The sequence below is a fragment of the Leptolyngbya sp. Heron Island J genome (assembly GCF_000482245.1).
Lineage (GTDB): Bacteria > Cyanobacteriota > Cyanobacteriia > Phormidesmidales > Phormidesmidaceae > Leptothoe.
In genome coordinates this window covers 152,666-171,829 of sequence record NZ_AWNH01000043.1, presented here as the reverse complement: position 1 = coordinate 171,829, position 19,164 = coordinate 152,666, and the positions used below count along the sequence as shown (strand labels likewise).

The following is a 19,164-nucleotide window of genomic DNA, read 5'->3' as shown; positions in this document are numbered from 1 at the left end:
GTGCTTAAAATATTCCCCTATTTACCGTTAGCAGGAGGGATTGATGCAACAATTTTCTGTACCTATCCCAGATTTAAACAAATTAGCAGTTGCCAGTACGGTCACTTTTTTAGCCTGCGCTACGCCTGCCTTGGCCCAAACGGTGCCTGCTCCCCATGTGTCAACACTTGATCAAGTCAGCCTAACTAGGCTTGCCGCCGATTTGGCCTATCCTAATAGCGCTCAACGTTTCTTTGAAGCAGGCAATGCCCAGTTTGAAGAAGAAATTCGACGCCTGACAGCAGAAGATGCTGAGACTGAACCACAGCTCACGATCAAACCAGAAGTCCTAGAACAATTTGAAGACGAATAACAAGACTTCATTGCTGCTGGCCAGCTTTCATGACATACAGTCTCGAAGAGAGCTTGTCATCATACTTGATTCCCTCTTAGCGCGATTTCATCCAGTTGTCATCGCCCTGGCTGACCAACTAGGCGTTTACGCTGTCTAAAATCACGTGGCATGGCAAAACTCTCTCAATATTTACGGATGCCCTATACAGGTGAGGGGTGCAATGGCAGCTAGCAATGCACAGCAGCCATGGTTCTCATAGAGATAAAACAATGACAAATAAAGGGTTATTCGACAACGGTGCTTAAAAGCCAATAACAGGATTTGAACCCGTGACCGCTCGATATTGGCTATCCTTTAACGCCGCACTCACGTTGTCTTAAACGATCAAGTAGCCATTATCAACCATGCGATCGCATCCCACCGCCTACTACTCATTTTCACCGATTAACCGAGGTGTTGCATCCAGCCTAACGCCTTGGCTAACACGATTGGCCAGAGTCCGCTGCCAGTTTGGAGCCAGCAGTGGCAGTTCAGCCAGTTCAGCCATCAAGTCACGACTAGTAGTACGGTGATGCATCGTTTCATTAGCCCGCATCACGGTCCATTGAGGATAGGGACGATTGATTAAGATAAGCGGCTGATTAGGAGTCACATACCCCTCTTGTAAGACTCGAAAATACCAGCCCGTTTTACCTGTGCGTTGTACCTGCAGGGCAAGATCTTTAATGTGCCATCGCCGTGACAGTTTCCAACAGGGTTGACGCGGTTGAGAGACCTGCACAATAGCGTCTCCTACCCCATAGGTATCACCAATACACACCGATGATTCTGTTTGGCCAATCACTGTAAAATTCTCTCCGAATGCCCCATAGGGCAATGCTGGATTCATCAACTGTTGTCGCCAATCAGGATAATGCTCAGCTGCATAGGCCAAAACTGCCTTTTCAGGGCCACCATGGTGACGTAAGTCAGCCTGTCTGTCTCCCTCTAAATTGGTTTTACCTAACCAAATGGATGTATCAACCGGTTCTTTAAAGAAGCCAGTTGACCAGGGCCGATCCATGGGGTCAGGTGCATTTTTAACCCCTAAATTTTTAACCAAACCTACCTGTATTGACGTCAGGTAAGGCGTCTCTACTAAGCTCATAGGTCTTTCGGTAAATAGATTATTTGACGACGGCACTAATGGTGTCAAATGAGAAGATCTTCATAAAATGCACCAAATGCCCTGTGGGGGTGACGAATTTGAATCTCTAGTACCCACAACTTAGATGACGGACAAAAGGAGATATCTGCAAGACCACCTTTATAGTAAACATCATGGGGAAAGTCACCTAGGCGATGACCACTTAAATCCATATTCAACACCCAACCCATCTGACGGGCCGTGTCTTGTGCAAATTTATAGAGGCTATTACCCCCCAGGGCATCTATTTTCCACTTGTCTGATACTGTTTGAAAGATGTGTTTTACATCGTCAGCACAGCGCCGTAGTATCAGATTCTCCCCTGTGACAAAGGTATCTCCTGCAGCCCCTTCATAGTTTCCCCAAACTGGACCCACATCAATGAAGTAGATATCATCTTCTCCCAGGCGAATGCCAGATGCTGAAGCTGCCCCAATTGTTTTGATTGTGTTGGGGCCAAAGCGCACATAGGGCTGATGCCAGTTTTGGCGAGCGCCCATATCCTGCAGGGTTGCGATCGCGATGGCATTGGCTTCTTCTTCTAGCATACCAACCTGAATTTGCTGAGAAATCCGTCTGACTGCCTCAAACGAACGGTCACGACTTGCAAAGAATAGATCCTCAGAAAAATTAGCGTGGGTTCTTTCAAGTACCTGTTGTTCTAAGGTGTGCATAAAATGACAGTCCTAATCTTGAAACGTAGTTTATGAACCCTTAAGTCTCTCAAGCTTATGGGCTTACAAACGATTGCTGAATGACACATTACATCCTATAAAAAGATTGGACTAATGTAATGGACCAATTCAAAGAAAAAATAGTGTACCAATTATGTTGCACCTTCAGCTTGATCGACAGCGCTCCCATCATCCCTATTACCTGCAAATTATGGAGCAAATTCGTGGGGCTATTCTTTCGGGGCATTTACCCAGGGGCTTTCAATTGCCCCCCAGTCGACAACTTGCCATAGAACTCGGTATTGCCCGACGTACCGTTGTTCTAGCCTATGAAGAGCTATGCGCCCAGGGATATTGTGAGGGCCAGGTGGGTAAAGGTACCAGCGTTGCTGATGTCGAGTCGCTGCATGCCGTTCCCTTGGAACAAATAACAACCACTGGATTACCTCAATGGCTCATGGGGGCAACCCCTAAGTCAGTTGCTCCTGAGGGTGAGCGGCAACCCACCCTGAATGACAAGAGCATCTCCCCTCAACAACCCTTGATTTGCTTTACACCCAGTCTGGCTCAAACAAATCTACTGCCCCTGAAAGCTATGCAAAAGGCATTTCAAGTGGTGATGCAAACGGCATCCACCCATTTACAAGGGTACGAAAAAAATAACGGTCATCCCGAACTACTAGATGCTATTTGTCATCATGTTTTACCCAACCGAGGTATAACGACCTCTCCCGATCAGATACTCATTACCAATGGTTCGTTACAATCTTCATGTCTATTGGCTGAGTTGTTTGCCCCCCATGGTGGTAGCCTCAGTTATGGTGTTCCAGGATATCTACCAATTTCTCAAAATCTTATAAAAAAAGGGCTTCAAGGCATTCCTTGTGCCGTCGACTCAGACGGAATTTGTCTCACTGAGGCCGCCCAATCAGCCCGATTTCATTACGTGATGCCGGAACATCATTTTCCCACCGGTGTAACACTATCACCTGAGCGCAGAGGACTTCTGTTGCAGCTTGCGAGTCAACAAGATGCATTAATTATTGAAGATGATTATGATAGTGAATTTTATTTTAACCGCCACCCATTGCCGGCATTAAAAGCGGCTGAATACAATGAGCGAGTTATCTATTTAGGGACATTCTCCAAAACGTTATTTAATGGTTTACGGGTGGGGTACATCGTTGCTCATCCGGAAATAATTCAGCAATTGATGGATTTACGTTGGCAAATGGATGGGGGAACCAGTCTGATCCTGCAGCTTTGGTTAGCCGAATTACTTAAGTCTGGCACCGTCGATCATCATTTGCGCCGTATGCGCGTCCATCATCGTAAAAAGCGCGATCTAATTGCTCAATATTTACAACGAGATTTTCCTCACTGGCAATGGCAATCACCCACTGGCGGCTTACAGTTTTGGATTAAATTACCACCGGAACAATCTGCCCTAAAGGTGGTCCAACAATGTCTCACCCTGGGTGTAAAGGTTTTTTCTGGCCATCATTATTACCCATCTGATTGTAAACAGGAAAGAGACCATTTAATTCTCGGATTTGGCAGAGTGACTGAATCGCAAATTCACCAGGCCTTTAGTCAATTGAAGCAGCTCTGAGCATGAGCAGAATGACGTCAATTTCACACGAGTAACGTAGAGCCCATTCTAGTGCCCAGCCGGAGTCTGGGTACTACAATCTATAAAATTCTGCCGTTGTCAGCTTAAAAGTTCGGATGTTTCCCCTTTTACTGTTTTAGCCGCTTGCTTAAACTGAGAGAAAGCGGATGGGTAAGTAACGATGGTAGAGCTCAAACGATGGCAGTGGATTATCCTGGCGTTGCCGCTGGTGATGGTTGTAACCTTTGTCATGATTACCGCAGGTATACAGCTACGTGCTTGGGGGTTGACCTGGATTTGGGCCGTTATTTTACTCGTATTTGTTGGCTGGCGCTGGCTACTAGTTTACTGGACAAAACCCCGTGAAATTGAACGCATCATTACTGCTGTCAAATCAGAGCTAACTTCGGTAACTGCTAATCTTGAAGATAATCAAGTTTTAGAAACCTCCCTGCAGCCCATTGTGACAGCAGCCCGAGAGGACCCACCTGTTTGGGATGATTGGCCTGCCTTCTGGCAGCGATGTCAGAGCGTTGTTGCCACTGTTGCTCACCACTATCACCCGGAGGTTAAGTATCCGCTACTCAATATATATGTGCCCCAGGCCTATGGTTTAATTCGCGGTACGGTAGATGATATGGACCGGGCGATGACCCAGCTGGCCCCGGTATTGAATCAGGTGACTGTGGGACAAGCCTATGAAGCCTATGAAATCTATCGTAAACTTGAACCCTCCATGGGTAAACTGTGGCGGGTGTGGAACTGGGCTCAGTGGTTGCTTAATCCAGCAGCGGCGGCGGCAAAAATGGCTAGCCAAAAAAGTACAACCCAGGCTAATCAGCAGCTGTTGGTAAATCTTAGCCAGCTGCTACGGGAAACGGCGTTGCGAAATCTGGCTCAGCAAACCGCGGCCCTCTATGGTGGTGATACCCTACCGGAGATCTTTGGAACTGACACCTCTAAGACATTAGACGGGGAGGCTAAAACTGCAACGCTGCAGACAATCTTAGAAACGGCTAATCCTACTGAAACTGTTGAACAAAAACCGGTTTCTTTAATGTTGGTGGGGCGAACAGGGGCTGGTAAAAGCAGTCTGATTAATACCCTGTTCAAAACTGATTTGGCTGAGGTGGATGTGCTGCCCAGTACGGAGCAAGTTTGTCAATATAGCTGGCAGCTGGATACTGGAGAAGTTTTAAATCTGATTGATTCACCTGGCTATGAACAAATTGAACGAGGTGATTTCCGTGATTTAGTGCTTGACCAGGCTGCTAAGGCAGACTTATTGGTGCTAGCAACACCGGCGTTAGATCCTGCCTTGCAAAGCGATAAAACTTTTTTGCAAGATCTCAAGGCGACCGAGCCGCAGCCGCCCATGGTGGTGGTGCTTACCCAGGTGGATCGATTACGACCTGTACGCGAATGGCAACCGCCCTATGACTGGCAAACAGGACAGCGTCCTAAAGAAAAGGCGATTCGTGATGCTGTTGCCTATCGCGTGGATAGCCTTGATGTGTCACCAGATAGGGTGATGCCGCTAGTCACCTATGACAACAATAGAAACCCTTGGAATGATGACAGCCTGGCTCTGCAGTTAGTGGAGACCCTGGGACAGGCAAAACAATATCGTCTGGCACGGTTTCTCACTAATCAAACGGCCCTGGCTCAGGCTGCTGCCAAACTAATTGAGCAGTACAGTTTTCAAATGACAACTACCCAGGGGGTAGCCGAACTGCTCAAAAGCCCAATTTTACGTTACATCTCGCGGATGATGACGGGGTCGGATCTGTTGGCAGCGGCGTTGATGGAAAAAATTCCGGTGGAGCAGGCTCCAGTTGTCATCGGTAAGCTGCAGCTGGCCTATGATTTGTTTAATCTATTAGCTAAAGAAGAGAGTACCTTTGATTTGCTGACGCTGTGGCCGACATTGCTGGACAATGACGCACCGCCAGCGCAGGCTGCCTGGGCCTTGGGACATGCCCTGACAGCTTATTGGCTAGGAGAAACAAGTCATCTGGAAAAAGCCTATGCCCAGTATCTCAAGGAATAGAGAGGCCTGGTGTTTAGTGAAGTACGGACTGAGAGTAGAACGCGATAGCTTAGGGCAGGAACAAGGCCTACCCCTGCAGAATTGTTCACTTTTAAGCCGGGTTTACCCAACTTGGATTTGGTATGGGAACTAGTGTTTACACTCCAAACTGGTTGATTTGATCCTGCAAATATTTTTCTGCTTGATTGGGGTCAAAATCACCAAATTGCATTTTCTCGATCCGAGATAGCTCCTGGGGTGCATCAACACCTAGCTCTATTGCTAGTTCTCTTGCTAGCTCTGTTAGGAAAAAGTCTTCTCCCCCATTAGTAGCTTTATCCGGGGGCATATAATTCCAACGCACTAGCTGAGTGGTAATCCAGCTGGCAAAACTTTTCCAAGGATACGGATCAAAGTAAATGCGATCTGGCACATCAAATGTGTTCCCCTGTCCATCGTCAAACTGGCCGGTCATGACGGCCTCAAGCACGGCTAGAGGTTGATTGAGATATTGTTGTGGGGCAATGGCTGCCGCAATTTCTTTGCGGTTGGCAGGGTCGTTAGCGTAGTTGGCTCCATCAATGATGGCTTTATTCAAGGCGCGAAACGTTTGGGGATTACTGTTAATCCAATTTTGGGTAGCAACGAAGGCGCAACAGGGATGACCTTCCCATAAATCTTTGGATAACATGTGAATAAAGCCGATGTCGTCTTGGACTACTCGCTGGGCAAAGTTATCGGGCAGGATAAAGGCGTCGATTTGGCCCGCGGCCATTTGTGCGATCGCATCCGGTGGCGGCAAGATAAACAGATTAACATCTTTGTCAGGATCTAATCCCCCAGATGCCAGATAATAGCGTATCAGCAGATTGTGGTTAGAGTAATCATAGGGAATACCAATGCTCATGCCCCTAAAATCTTCCGGACCATTGATGTTGCCTAGGTGTTTCTTAGCAACAGCAATGCCTTGACCATTATTGTTTTCAATACTCGCTAACCTCACCGGAAAAGGCGCTGAACCTAGTCCAAGAGACATGGCGATAGGCATAGGCGCTAGCATGTGATAAGCATCCAGGTCACCGGCAATGGCCGCATCTCTCACAACTGACCAACTAAAATACTTAATTAATTCTACATCGAGACCATATTTATCATAGAAGCCCAACGGCTCCGACATAATAATAGGGGTTGAACACGTAATCGGCAGAAAAGCGACCTTTAGATTAGTTTTTTCTAGATTTCCAACGTCTGGAGCCTCACCAGCAGTCTCTTCTGCTAGCTCTGAGGCCGAGCCACAATTGGCTAAAGTGACAAGGGCAGCCCCCACAGCAATATTTTGTAAAAACTTGCGTCGAGTCACCTGACTCGTACGTTTAGCATCATTGAAAAACTCACCAGCTTTCGGACCAAAGGCTGCACTAAATGCCTGGTCAAGACCGCCAGCTAATTTAATTAAATCTCTTACTAGCCGCTCTCGTTTTGGTTTACCTTGACCAACCATGCTAATAAACAAAGCTGTTCGCAGCTCTGCCTGGGTGATCGAATCAGCTGCTTCCATAGCAGTTGGCTGATAAACCCGCATCTTCACCAGGTCATCAATCAGATCAGCTGGATTCTGAGGCATCTCTATATCTGCCATTACATTCCAGTGATCTTGAGTGGAATGAAAAGTTCCACAGACATCACAGCGTAAAGAGATCCTGCTGCTTGTTTCCTGAGGGTATAATAAATGGTCTAACGAGCGAGACTGACTGAGAGGTGACATCATAGCAAACTTCTGTTGGTGGGGGTTAACCTCTTTCGCTATGAATGTATTCTAAGGGTGTTATGAATGTCAGGATCGATTACAAGAATTTTATTTTGTTGTGTTTTTGATGTTTGCCAATCATAGGTATCAAAAAAGGTTAGCGTTCATATAAAGTTAATCTTGATGTGTGCACTCTTGATTTCAAAAATATATGAGATACTATTCACGAATGTCTATAATGAGGGCCGCAGGGTCGTAGGTTGCCACCGTACGGATGATCTGAATTCATTGTGTTGTGGTCGAGATTTTAGGGCAAGTCTCAACTGTTCTTTCTGCGGGTGCTTGATTCTCCACAGTAAAACTTGAAGGTTGATGCCTCTATCTTTAGAAACTGGCTGGTGTTTTTCTTTAAAGTCTTTTAGAGTTACTGATTGCAGAAGTCTTAGATAGTAATTAATATTAATTGGGCGAAATTTAGTGCCAGTCATCCTAGTCCTTATTACCTTAATTATATTTGTGACCGCAGCATATAAATTACTGTTGCTCTTCTCTAGAGGGGACGTCTGATTTGTTGCAGAACTGCACCAGGATGCTCTGATAGTAACCTGAGAAGATATAAAACGTGATTGGGTTTATGACAATATTGATTTTCTTAGATCACCATGTATGAGTCGTTTGAGGCAATATCTTTTTTAAGTAAGACACTTGAATCTCGTCAAACTGGACGAGTGCATATCATTAGTGAAGATGTTGAGTGGTGCCTGGATATCATTGATGGCAAGTTGATATTTGCGGCACATTCACTGCAATACTTAAATACTGTAGAGACAACACTGCCGGGTTTAGGCTATGAAGCCTTGCTGCCTGTTTACTGGCAATTGACCAAGTTGAAGGTGTATAGACGCCAGGCCGAACAGACAGGTTTGCAAGCTCTCAACTGGACTAGTAAGGTTGTCGGTGCGTTTGTTCAGTATAATTTTCTCGAAGTAGAGCAAGCGGGAGAAATCCTGGCTAAATTAGCTAAAGATGCTGTTGAAGCCCTCGTGGGTCTAGAAAGCGCTACTGTTGTTTGGTACCCTTTTCCTCAGGAGCTGTGGCATGCAACAAGTCAGGGGATAGAACTCACTGCCTTAATTAATCATTTGTCTGAAAGACTTAAAGTATGGCAGTCTATTAGCGATCGCATTTGTTCTCCTCACCAGCGTCCCTACTGCGAAAGCCTGGATGATCTGGATAAGTCTGTGCCCCAAGGAGGACTCTCACAAAAAATGTTAGAGTCCTTAGTTCGCTTAATGCAGGGAGCCAGTATTCGTCAACTAGCTCAAACTATCAAACAGGATGAAACTAAGCTGGCGCAGTTACTTTATCCCTATATTGCGCAGCAAACGATCAAGCTATGGCCGCCATTACCTCCTTTAAATCGCTTGCCCTGGTTGCCAACTAAGCAACAACAGTCGTCTGAGTTTGTCTCCAATACGGTTAAAGACTCAGATACCCCGGTTATCAATAAGTCTTCTGAGCCAATTCCTTCTGAGCCGATTCCTGCTGAGTCTGTTGCTGTGGGTAATAGCATTGTGCAGAAGAATGGCTCTACTGCTAATACCTGGAGTTCAAATCAAGATAAGTCGAACTCTAACGAATTAAAAAGTAGCACTTTTCAAAACAATAACTCAGGCATAGTTAGGCCAAGACATTTAATCATCTGTATTGATGACAGTCAGGCCATGCTGGAAAAGATAGAAAGCTATCTTGATCCAGCTCATTTTGAGCTTCAAACTATCTTAGATCCAGTAAAAGCTATCTCTCAAATCTGCACCAGGAAGCCTAGTTTAGTCTTAATGGATATCTCAATGCCAAGTATAAGCGGCAATTCTCTATGTTCGATTTTAAAGCGAAGCTATATGTTCAAAGATGTCCCAATTATTATGATCAGTAGCAATACAGGGGCCTTAAACAAAGCAAAGTCTCAGGTTTCAGGCGCAGCTGGCTATTTAGAAAAACCATTTTCAAAATCACAACTGATGGACTTATTAGACACCCATCTGAAGTTTAAAATTAACAGGATGGAATAATTTGAACATCAGGTCAAGCGCCATAATCACTTTATATTGTGCATGCAGCAATAAATTAACTATGAATCTCTTTCCAGATAAAACGATATAAACGGCAACTCAAGATAAAAATTATAACTGTAAGTAATAGGGCATTGAAGACATGGCAAAAAAAGTATTGGTCATTGATGATGTTAAATCCGAACTGGATTTGCTTAGCCATTATCTTGAAGAGGCTGGCTACACTGTAACAACAGCTGCAAGCGGTTCGGAAGCACTGGAAAAAATTGCGTTTGACCGTCCAGATGCAATTGTGACAGATTTGGTAATGCCTGAAGTGACTGGCTTAGAACTCTGTCGGAAGCTCAAGAAAGATCCGGACACAGCTAACATTCCGATTATTGCCTGCACCACAAAAAGTCGCAAGATGGATCAAAGTTGGGCTAAAAAGCAGGGTGTTGCTGGATATGTAGTCAAACCTTGCACTGCTCAGCAATTAGCTGACGCTGTCCGATTTGCAGTTTTGTAATTTACGTAAAACAGCGCATCATTCCCCATGCAAATTTCGTCTACCTCCTCAACTCAGACGTTAAAGACTGCGAATCGTCTTCAACTCATTCCCCCATGCAAATTTCTTCTACCCCCTCAACTCAGACGTTAAAGACTGCGAATCGTCTTCAACAGCTTTTACCTGATGTATTTAATCCAAAAACTGTTGGCGGTGAACAGTTTTTGAGAGTGCAGCTGACCCCTGATTTAACTATTGCTTTAGCGTTAAGTTGGGTTGAAGAGAGTCTGTTGATCCCAACTCAGCTCGTAACACCGATGCCTAATATGCCGTCATCGGTGTTGGGGTTAATGAGCTCAAAAGATCAGGTTTTTTGGGCAATTAATCTAGCCCAATTGTTAGAGTTACCTATCGTTCTAGAACCTTCTCAATCCTATGAAGTAGTGGTCATTCGGGCTTTGCCAACCGACTCTAATATAGAGAGACTTGATGCCAGTACAGATGAAGAGCTTTATTTAGGACTGGTTGTCCCTAAAATCAGAAGTTCTGTCCGCTTATTACAAGAAGATATTATCTCCCCTGTCGACGAAGTAGATGCTAGTTTCCACCCCTACTTAAGTGGTCAGGTTGTTATTGATGATGAAGTCATTCTTGTCCTAAGTGCTGAAGCGATTGGGGCGGCTCGATCACTAACATCAGTTGAGTTTTAGAGTTAGATATCTTTTTTGGTTAACGTAGCGAACTAGGACACCACCATGACTGCGCAGGACTATTCATTAAATAACGATCAGATTCAACGGGCTACTTCGGTTCAGAAACAACTTCCCCGAATTTCTAAGGCAGAAAAGCAAGGGGGACGACCGCTTAGTAGACAGCTGCTACAAACGCTGTTGCCTGTGACCTTGATGCCCCTTGCAGTAGCCAGTGGCTTGGGGATTATTGTCACCAAGCGGGCTGAGAATGCGGATGTGATCTTTGCTCTCAAACAAGAAGCCTTTCTGGCGAGTGAAGCAGCCAGCTTCTTTGTAGAGGATAGCTTTAAAGTTTTAGAGAAATTAGTAATTAGCCCGTCTATTCAAACAACACTGGCTCAAGCTAATGCTAAGGCTGAAGAAGATGAACTGATTGATAGATCGGTTGAGGAGCTAGAGCAACAGTTTGCTCAGACGAGGTTACTAGAGCCCAATGCAGCAGTCAATCAGTATCTAGCAGATGTAGTCGCCGCTGAAGAACTGGATGAGATATTTATTACCGAACAAAATGGCCTCACAGTCGGTATTAGTAACCCAATTACTGACTTTGTGCAAAGCGATGAGGACTGGTGGCTGCAGTCTACGCAATTTGGCGAGTATATTGAACCTGTAAAATTTGATGAATCTGCAAATGTGGCGAGTGTATCGCTTTCTCGGGCAATCTTCCCGACATCAGCTGAAGAAATCGTCGGAGTCGTTAGAGCGGTTCTATCTCAGCAGGTATTAAGTAATCGAATTGCAACCTATTTGAGTAATTCGCTTGGTGACACCCAGAGTGTACAAATTGTCGATGTCCGCAGCGGCCTGGCGTTGGCAACGGTACCGGTCATCGAAGAATTAGAGGGTGGTGCAGAGGTAGTTGGCGGTGAAATCATTGCCCAGTTTGCCCAGGCCTTGTCATCAAAACTCGGACGTGAGTCGGATAGTCCCCAAGTTTTTGTCCAGGAATTACAGGAAGCAACAGCTGCTAACATCATTGAAGTCAGCCGAGTACCGGGACTAGAGCAAGAAGTCTTAGAGGCTGTTGTATCCTTTGAAGGCAGAAACTATAGTTTCGCCACAGTCACCGATCTACCCTGGGTGGCGGTTTCGTCAGAGGACGCTGTTGTGCTTGACCAGGCGGGACTGACCTTGCTGCTGGTCTTTGTTATCACTGCCATCATCTTGGGTACGGCCTCGGGTGGTTTACTCCTATCGCTAGCCCGTAGGCTTTCTCAACCATTGCAAACACTCACTGAGGTGGCCCAGCAAGCAGCAGGAGGAGATCTAGATGCCCGTGCCCGTGTTGAGGGAACCTTTGAAACTCAGATTCTAGGTCGAGGGTTTAACAACCTTTTAGAACAGCTGCAGGGGTCGCTTAAGCAGCAAAAAGAATTTGCCAATGAGCAAAAGCGAGAAAGGGAAAAACTAGAACAGGACATTACCCAGCTGATGGAAGAAGTGGGTGATGCGGCAAACGGTGATCTCTCGGTGCGGGCCAAGCTGTCTGCTGGAGACGTGGGTATTGTGGCTGACTTGTTCAACGCGATTATTGAAAACCTGCGAGATATTGCTGTCAATGTAAAACAATCAACCGGTCAGGTGAGTGGCTCATTGCTGACTAACGAGCAACAAATTCTTAGCTTGGTTGATCAGGCCGTGGAAGAGGCCAGTTCTATGCAGAGCACCATGGTAGCGGTTCAAGAGATGGGTCAATCCATTCAGACGGTTGCCCAAAACGCTAGTCAAGCTTCTAACTTGACGAATGACACCTATGTAACGGTTCAAGCAGGTGCGCAATCCATGGAAAAAACAGCAGATAGTATTCTAGATCTGCGCTCAACGGTTGGTGAAACTGCGAAAAAGATTAAGCGATTAGGGGAATCTGCCCAGAAGATTGCTCAGTCGGTCAGTCTGATTGATGAGATTGCCCTAAAAACTAACTTGCTGGCGGTCAATGCCAGTGTTGAGGCATCTCGGGCTGGAGAGTTGGGACAGGGCTTTACTGCTGTAGCGGAACAGGTTGGCTCCCTGGCGGAACAATCGGCCAATGCGACTAAGGCCATTGCTCAAATTGTGGCTGATATTCAAACGGAGACCCAGGAGGTAGTCACAGCTATTGAAACAGGTACTGCCCAGGTGGTTGATAGTAGCAGCCTGGTTAAAATGACCCAGCAACAGTTGGAGCAGGTGCTGGCTAAATCTGAACAAATCAACCGACTGATGCAGGATATTTCAGAGTCCACGGTTAGCCAAACTCAAGCATCTGTGGCTGTGACTGAGCTGATCCAAAAATCTGCTCAGTCTTCTGAACAGCGATCGCAAGAATCTGCTCAGATGGCCCAAGCGATTCAAAGCACTGCCCAAGTAGCCCAATCACTACAAGCGTCTGTTGAGCAATTTAAGGTTGAAGTAGAATAATGGAATTAGATAAGGAGCAACAAGCTCGACTGACCTTTCTGGCAGAAGCAGAAACATATTTTGAGGAAGTTGAAACCGTCTTGCTGGGGCTAAAAACAGCAGATGATCGCTTGGGTCAAATCAATATTGCCATGCGGGCCGCTCACTCTGTTAAGGGAACTGCTGGCATGATGGGGTTTGTTGAGCTGAGTCAGGTTGCTCACCAGCTAGAGGATGCGTTTAAAATTCTGCGAGCCCGACGATTATCGGTAGATACCTCTTTAGAAAGTTTGCTGTTAAAAGGGGTGGACTGTTTGCGGTCAGTGCGTCTGCATTATCAGATGCAGGAGACTATCGACCCGACGTGGTTAGCCACTGATATTGAACCTGTCTTTACTCAGCTAAACCAGTATTTAGGCGATCTTACCCCGGAAGACGAAGCCCGTCTCTTGTCGGAAGACAATGATGAAAATCTTGATGTAGTGATCTTCACCACAAGTGTTGAAGATTGTCTCGAAGAATTTCAAGATGAGCTATCCCAGCTCAAGGGAGATGACCTCAGACAAGCCACGGTTGCCATGGCTCAACGGATGTCTGAGTTTGGCATGATGGCTCAATTGGAGCCATTTGTATCCCTATGCAGTTCTGTCCAGGAGCATTGTCTGTCTGCTCAAACTGAGTTGGTCGATGCGATCGCACATCAAGCGATGAAAAATTGGCGACGGAGTCACTCACTGGTGCTTTTGGGGCGTACAGAACGACTGCCTGACCAATTAAAAGTATCTGCCGATATTGCGAATGCAGATCCCAGTGACTTAGGTGAATTTTCTTTGCCAGAGCTTTTGGTGAAGCTGCCAACTGCGGAGAGTGAGCTTGAGTTGTCACAGGATCCGCTAGTGTCCTTAGAAGGCATTGAGCTTTTACCAGACTCTGAGCCCGGAGAGAGTGAACTGGTCAGTCAAAATCCCATTGATCAGTCAGTTGATCTAGAGGCATTGCAGGCGGAGTTTGCAAAACTGTCTCTAGAACCCGATCCAGACATCGTTGATCAGCCAGTTCCGGCTGACCATCAGCCGGAGCAGCCACCTGTGGCACCGATTAAAGCCACAGTGAGTCCAGCCGTTGTCTCACCTATCCCTCTCAGTGCGCCGCCGCCCAGTGCTGCTCCGAGGGGGCAAAAAATGTCCACGGTGCGGGTTTCGGTTGAACAACTCAAGCGCATTAACACTAACTTTGAGGCGCTGATTCTGAATCGAAATGCGGTTAATCTCAAACTAGATCAGCTCCAGGTATTTAGTGAGTTGATGCAAGAACGGATGACTGCCCTGGCCGCCTTTAATACTAAGCTCCGGCAATGGTATGACCAGGCGTCCATGGAAGGCCCTCTTGGGGCGATGGTCGAAAATGGAGGCATGGCGGCTCCTGCTGGCAATCGTATCGGCATGAATGGTACCGATCAGACTAAGCCTCAGGCTTTTGAGGTGGCAGCGCCCGAAGATTTAGATGCCCTAGAATTTGATCGCTACTCCCAGCTCCATTTGCTAGCTCAAGAGCATATGGAGACGATTGTGAAACTTGAGGAGGTTAGTCACGATATTGAACTGGGTCTGAATGAAATGGGCCAGGCAGTTGGCGGACTTAACTACACCAGTCGTTTGCTCAAAAACCGGATTACTCAGACCCAGATGCGTCCGTTTGAGTCGATTGTCGGACGTTTCCCCCGAGCGGTACGAGACTGGTCGGTGCAGTATGGGAAAACTGTGGAGCTTGAGATTGAAGGTGGCAGTACCCTGATTGAGCAATTTGCGTTGGATCAGCTGAGCGATCCGCTCATGCATCTATTACGCAACGCCTTTGACCATGGGATTGAAAGCTCTGAACACCGTGTTGCCCAACAAAAGCCTGCTGTCGGCAAGATTTCGTTGCGGGCGGTGAATCGTGGTAACCGAGTGGTGATTGTTCTGAGCGATGACGGCGGCGGGATTAATCTAGATCGTGTTCGCGATCGCATTCATCAATACGGTCTTCCCACTGCTCAAATTGATGCCATGAGTCGTCAGGAACTGCTGTCCTTTATCTTTGAGCCAGGCTTTAGTACTAACGACCAGGTAACTGAGCTATCAGGGCGTGGCTATGGTATGGATGTGGTCCGCACCAACTTGCAAGACTTAAAGGGCGATATCCAGGTGACCACAGAGCTGGGGCAAGGCACTACGTTTAGCATCAACATTCCGCTCTCCCTCTCGATTGTGCGGGTCATGCTGCTGGAGCGTAACGGCTCTATTTTTGCCGTTCCCGTTGATACGGTGCAAGAAGTGATCAGAACGCCAGCTATCGAGATGACCGAGTCATCCATACCCTGGAAAGAAGGCTCCATTCCGCTAATTCGATTAGAAGAGTACTGGGTGATGCGGTCTAGATCGCCAGAGATGAGTGGTCAACCGCTGATTAATTGTCCCATGGTAGTTGTGGTCGGAGAAAAGCAAAACTGCTACGGCCTGAATATTGACCGCTTCTGGCAGGAATTGGAAGTAGCCATCCGTCCAGTGGCCAGTCCCTTGCCCTTGCCTACCGGGTTTAGCGGAGTCACGGTATTAGGCGATGGCCGAGTCATTCCGCTGGTTGATCCCATTCGTTTGATGGAATGGCTGGCCGATGAACCCGAACCCGTGCAGCCTGCGCTCCCAAGCATGGCTATCCAGTCCCAGGGCACCCGGATATTGGTAGTTGATGACTCCATTCATGCGCGACGCTATATGGCCACTACGCTAGAACGCTCCGGCTATTTGGTGGAACAGGCTAAAGACGGTCGCGAAGCCGTGGATAAGCTGATCAACGGTCTGACGGTGGCGGCGGTGATCTGTGATATTGAAATGCCGCGACTTGATGGTTACGGTGTGCTTGAAGAGCTGAGGGAGCAGCCGGAATATGAGGAGTTACCGATTTTGATGCTCACCTCGCGGAGTAGTGAAAAACACCGCAAGTTAGCGATGAACCTAGGGGCAACCGCCTACTTTTCAAAACCCTATAACGAGCAAGAGCTGCTGAAGGAATTAAAAGCGCTGACGGTTAATGAAAAGCTGATGGGTGCAATCGGGTAACGTATACCTAGAGCATTTAGCTTGCTCACCCTTAGGCCCATTCAGGAAACCCTATGGCATCAACATTAGGTCAGTGGCGGCAGCGGATTCGCGAGTATAAAAATGATCTGGTGCAGACCTATTTCAACTATCGGATTGAGGCAGTCAATCGTCCCTATACAGTCGCGTTTCGCCCTCAGCCCTATCGATTTTTGCTGCTGCTTAGCCATATGCGGTCGGGCTCATCGTTGTTAACCCACTTGTTAACCACCAATCCAGAGGTGATTGGCTATGGGGAAACCCATACTAATTATGCTGATGCCAATGACTTTAAAGGGTTGCTCAAAAAGGTGTACTGGCAAGCCCAGGACTTTCGCACCCTGGGGGATGTGCGTAACTTGCGCATGAATCATCAGTACGTCATGGATAAGGTGCTGCATAACAAAAAGTTCTTGAACCATGACTTTCTGGAGTCTGAGCAGGTTTATGCCATCTTTTTGTTGCGAGAGCCACAGCGGAGTCTGGCCAGTATTGCCGACCTCAAACCCCACTGGAATCAGCAGGATACGATTGAGTACTATGCTGAGCGCATGGCCATGTTGGTGACCTATGCGCAGCTGATTAATGACCCAGCTCGGATGCTGGTGGTGACCTATGAGCAGCTGCTGGATCAAACGCCACAGGTGCTCACCACCCTCCAACAGTTTTTGCAGACCCGAACCCCGTTTACAGAAGAGTATACAGTGCTCAAAACTACTGGCATGAAAGGAGTCGGTGATTCTAAGGGCAAGATTAAGGCCGGTAAGATTGTGCGATCGCAACGGCAGCTCACTCAGTCATTTCCACCGGAGCTAGTTGAGCGGGCTCAACAGGCCCATAGTGACTGTCAGACCGCGTTAATGGACCTATGTCAGTCGGTTGCTTAGGGGCTAAGTAGGAAAAACCAGCGTGAGATTGTGTTGTTGAATTTCCTCTCCTTACCAAGGGTGCCGTAGACGGAGGGGGTTCGGTCGTCGATAGCACTTACTGTCGATACCTCCCTGTAAGCCCCCCAGAATTGGTGGCCTTCAGATCTGCTCTCACGGGCATGCCCTTGCCTTCAGCTAGTTTGATTCAACCTGCTTTTTGCCAGTCGCCTGACCGCCATCGCCACAATAGACATGCACTCAGCACCAGAGTAAACAGAATTGCGGCAATCCACCCGCCAAAAACGCCGATCCCTAACTGCGGTAGAAAATTGACCAGTCCTTCGCCCTGAGCGAACGTCAGAATATGGGTAAAGGGCACAAAACCTAACCAGGTTAAGAGAATGGCGAGCAGGCTAGGCATCCTGATATCACCAGTACCCTGAAGACAAAAAGCACTGCCAATATTCAAGGCATTGAAAGCGTTGTAGACCACAGCCAACCAGAGTAATGTTTGGCTCAGTTGAATAACAGCTTCAACTTGGCCGTCAGTTGTTGTGACGAATATCGGTACTAGCCACCGTCCGTTCCATGCAAGCAAAGCATTCACTGAAACTGAGTAGAGTACAGACAGGGTGATCGCAATGTTGCCTAACCGTTTTGCCCAGGGACGATGACCTGCCCCAATTGACTGTCCAACTAAGGTAGTGCCTGCTTGAGCGATGCCCAATGTTGGCATGTATGCCGTAGACGTCAACATCATCACAACTTGAGTAGCCGCCCCCGGAACAACACCGAGCTTAACCTGCATGATTTGAAACAGGGAAATTCCCATTAAATCAGCAGTCATGAGAAATCCCAGTGGCAATCCCATAGAAACCAAACAACGGATCATTTGCCAGTGAGGTGGCCAAACTCTACGCGAATGAAAGTCTTGGTGAATCTTACCGCTCAGAAAAACCATTAGGAAAAGCACTGTACCTATCGTGAGCGAGAGCGTCGTTGCCCATGCTGCCCCTGCCATACCCATGCCTAACTGAAACATCAATCCCTCGTTCAGAACGACATTTATGAGGCCAATGGAGATCCATATCCACAGAGTAATTCTGGTCTTACCAATACCATTGAAGAAGCCAGCCAAGCCCAAATTGGCAATTGCAATTCCTAATCCCAGGAGTCGCGGCGTCCAATAACTAATGGCTAACTGTTCAACTGCTGGAGAAAGCTGAAACAGCGAGAGCAATTTGCCCCCCGGAAAAGCCAGAAAAATAAATAGCGGTGTAAGCAATAAAGCACTCCAACATCCGAGACTCACTGCCTGCGACGCTTGGAATGGCTGACCCTTTCCGTATGCCTGGGCTACCAAGGTTTGCACGTACATACCCACCCCACCAAATAGAATAAACAGCACCGTAATGAGAAAGTACAGTGCTCCCATCGCAGCGATCGCATCAGTCGAGAGACGTCCGATAAACCAAGCGTCCGTAAGATTTAATACTGCTTGAACTCCATTGCTAAGAAATAGCGGAAATGCCAGCAGTAAGATACGTCGATAGTCCACACGACGTTTTCCCTGTGAGTCAACTCTTGCCGCAGGCAAATTTAATTCAGCGTGAGAAGTCATTGCAAAGCTTTGGGTTAACAAACCCTCCCAATCCAGAGTAAAGGTCTTGTTTACGCGCACAATTTGGTCGATGTAGGCTTTAAGGTTTGCTGGAATGCTGCATCCAGCTTGATACAAATTCCTTTGTTAAAGTACGCGAAATCGAACGACTCCCTCTTGGGCTAGAGTCTAGATATAGAATATGCGACATTTGCAGGCGTTTCCTAAATCAGGAGTTGGATGAATAAATGAAGTATCCAGCTAATGAGGTCTTAGGCTCTTGCAGCTTCTCCTGATTTTTTGC

At 47.0% G+C, this 19,164-nt stretch carries 13 protein-coding genes; 9 read left to right on the top strand and 4 right to left on the bottom strand.

Annotated features, from left to right (window positions below; all coding sequences use genetic code 11):
* Positions 1-43 precede the first annotated feature (43 nt).
* A complete protein-coding gene (locus N836_RS52440; RefSeq protein ID WP_023072845.1) occupies positions 44-352 on the top strand; it encodes a hypothetical protein in 309 nt (102 codons plus the stop codon).
* A 409-nt stretch (positions 353-761) separates the two neighbouring features.
* Here N836_RS52440 and N836_RS52435 read toward each other — a convergent pair whose 3' ends face one another.
* Together N836_RS52435 and N836_RS52430 are read right to left on the bottom strand one after the other, a co-directional pair.
* Complete coding sequence (locus N836_RS52435) at positions 762-1,481, bottom strand: MOSC domain-containing protein (protein ID WP_023072844.1); 720 nt, start codon at positions 1,479-1,481, stop codon at positions 762-764.
* 44 nt (positions 1,482-1,525) lie between these two features.
* A complete protein-coding gene (locus N836_RS52430) occupies positions 1,526-2,194 on the bottom strand; it encodes a M24 family metallopeptidase (protein WP_023072843.1) in 669 nt (222 codons plus the stop codon).
* Positions 2,195-2,348: 154 nt separating this feature from the next.
* Here N836_RS52430 and pdxR point away from each other — a divergent pair, with 154 nt between their 5' ends.
* Together pdxR and N836_RS52420 are read left to right on the top strand one after the other, a co-directional pair.
* Positions 2,349-3,806, top strand: coding sequence for a MocR-like pyridoxine biosynthesis transcription factor PdxR (pdxR, locus tag N836_RS52425; protein WP_023072842.1), 1,458 nt, complete (start codon positions 2,349-2,351; stop codon positions 3,804-3,806).
* Positions 3,807-3,987: 181 nt separating this feature from the next.
* The gene (locus N836_RS52420) at positions 3,988-5,856 is read left to right on the top strand and encodes a GTPase family protein (protein ID WP_023072841.1); all 1,869 of its coding nucleotides are present in this window, start codon (positions 3,988-3,990) and stop codon (positions 5,854-5,856) included.
* Positions 5,857-5,992: 136 nt separating this feature from the next.
* Here the strand turns inward: N836_RS52420 and N836_RS52415 are convergent, their stop codons facing one another.
* Entirely contained in the window at positions 5,993-7,459 is a 1,467-nt protein-coding gene (locus tag N836_RS52415; RefSeq protein ID WP_023072840.1) for an ABC transporter substrate-binding protein, read from the bottom strand.
* Between the two features lie 785 nt (positions 7,460-8,244).
* Between N836_RS52415 and N836_RS52410 the strand changes: the two genes are divergently transcribed.
* From N836_RS52410 to N836_RS52390, 6 genes are all read left to right on the top strand, one after another.
* Positions 8,245-9,654 carry a response regulator gene (locus tag N836_RS52410; RefSeq protein WP_023072839.1) on the top strand — a complete coding sequence of 470 codons (1,410 nt, stop codon included), beginning with the start codon at positions 8,245-8,247 and terminating at the stop codon, positions 9,652-9,654.
* Positions 9,655-9,796: 142 nt separating this feature from the next.
* The gene (locus N836_RS52405) at positions 9,797-10,162 is read left to right on the top strand and encodes a response regulator (protein WP_023072838.1); all 366 of its coding nucleotides are present in this window, start codon (positions 9,797-9,799) and stop codon (positions 10,160-10,162) included.
* 95 nt (positions 10,163-10,257) lie between these two features.
* Positions 10,258-10,851, top strand: coding sequence for a chemotaxis protein CheW (locus N836_RS73320; RefSeq protein WP_023072837.1), 594 nt, complete (start codon positions 10,258-10,260; stop codon positions 10,849-10,851).
* Positions 10,852-10,896: 45 nt separating this feature from the next.
* Entirely contained in the window at positions 10,897-13,293 is a 2,397-nt protein-coding gene (locus N836_RS52400) for a methyl-accepting chemotaxis protein (RefSeq protein WP_023072836.1), read from the top strand.
* Positions 13,293-16,373 (top strand): hybrid sensor histidine kinase/response regulator, encoded by a 3,081-nt coding sequence (locus N836_RS52395; protein ID WP_023072835.1) that lies wholly within the window; start codon positions 13,293-13,295, stop codon positions 16,371-16,373. Before N836_RS52400 ends, N836_RS52395 begins: the two co-directional genes overlap by 1 nt.
* A gap of 53 nt (positions 16,374-16,426) precedes the next feature.
* On the top strand, positions 16,427-17,278 hold the full coding sequence (locus tag N836_RS52390; protein WP_023072834.1) for a p-loop containing nucleoside triphosphate hydrolase superfamily: 852 nt from the start codon (positions 16,427-16,429) through the stop codon (positions 17,276-17,278).
* Between the two features lie 187 nt (positions 17,279-17,465).
* Here the strand turns inward: N836_RS52390 and N836_RS52385 are convergent, their stop codons facing one another.
* The gene (locus N836_RS52385) at positions 17,466-18,881 is read right to left on the bottom strand and encodes an MATE family efflux transporter (protein ID WP_031292752.1); all 1,416 of its coding nucleotides are present in this window, start codon (positions 18,879-18,881) and stop codon (positions 17,466-17,468) included.
* Between the last annotated feature and the right edge of the window lie 283 nt (positions 18,882-19,164).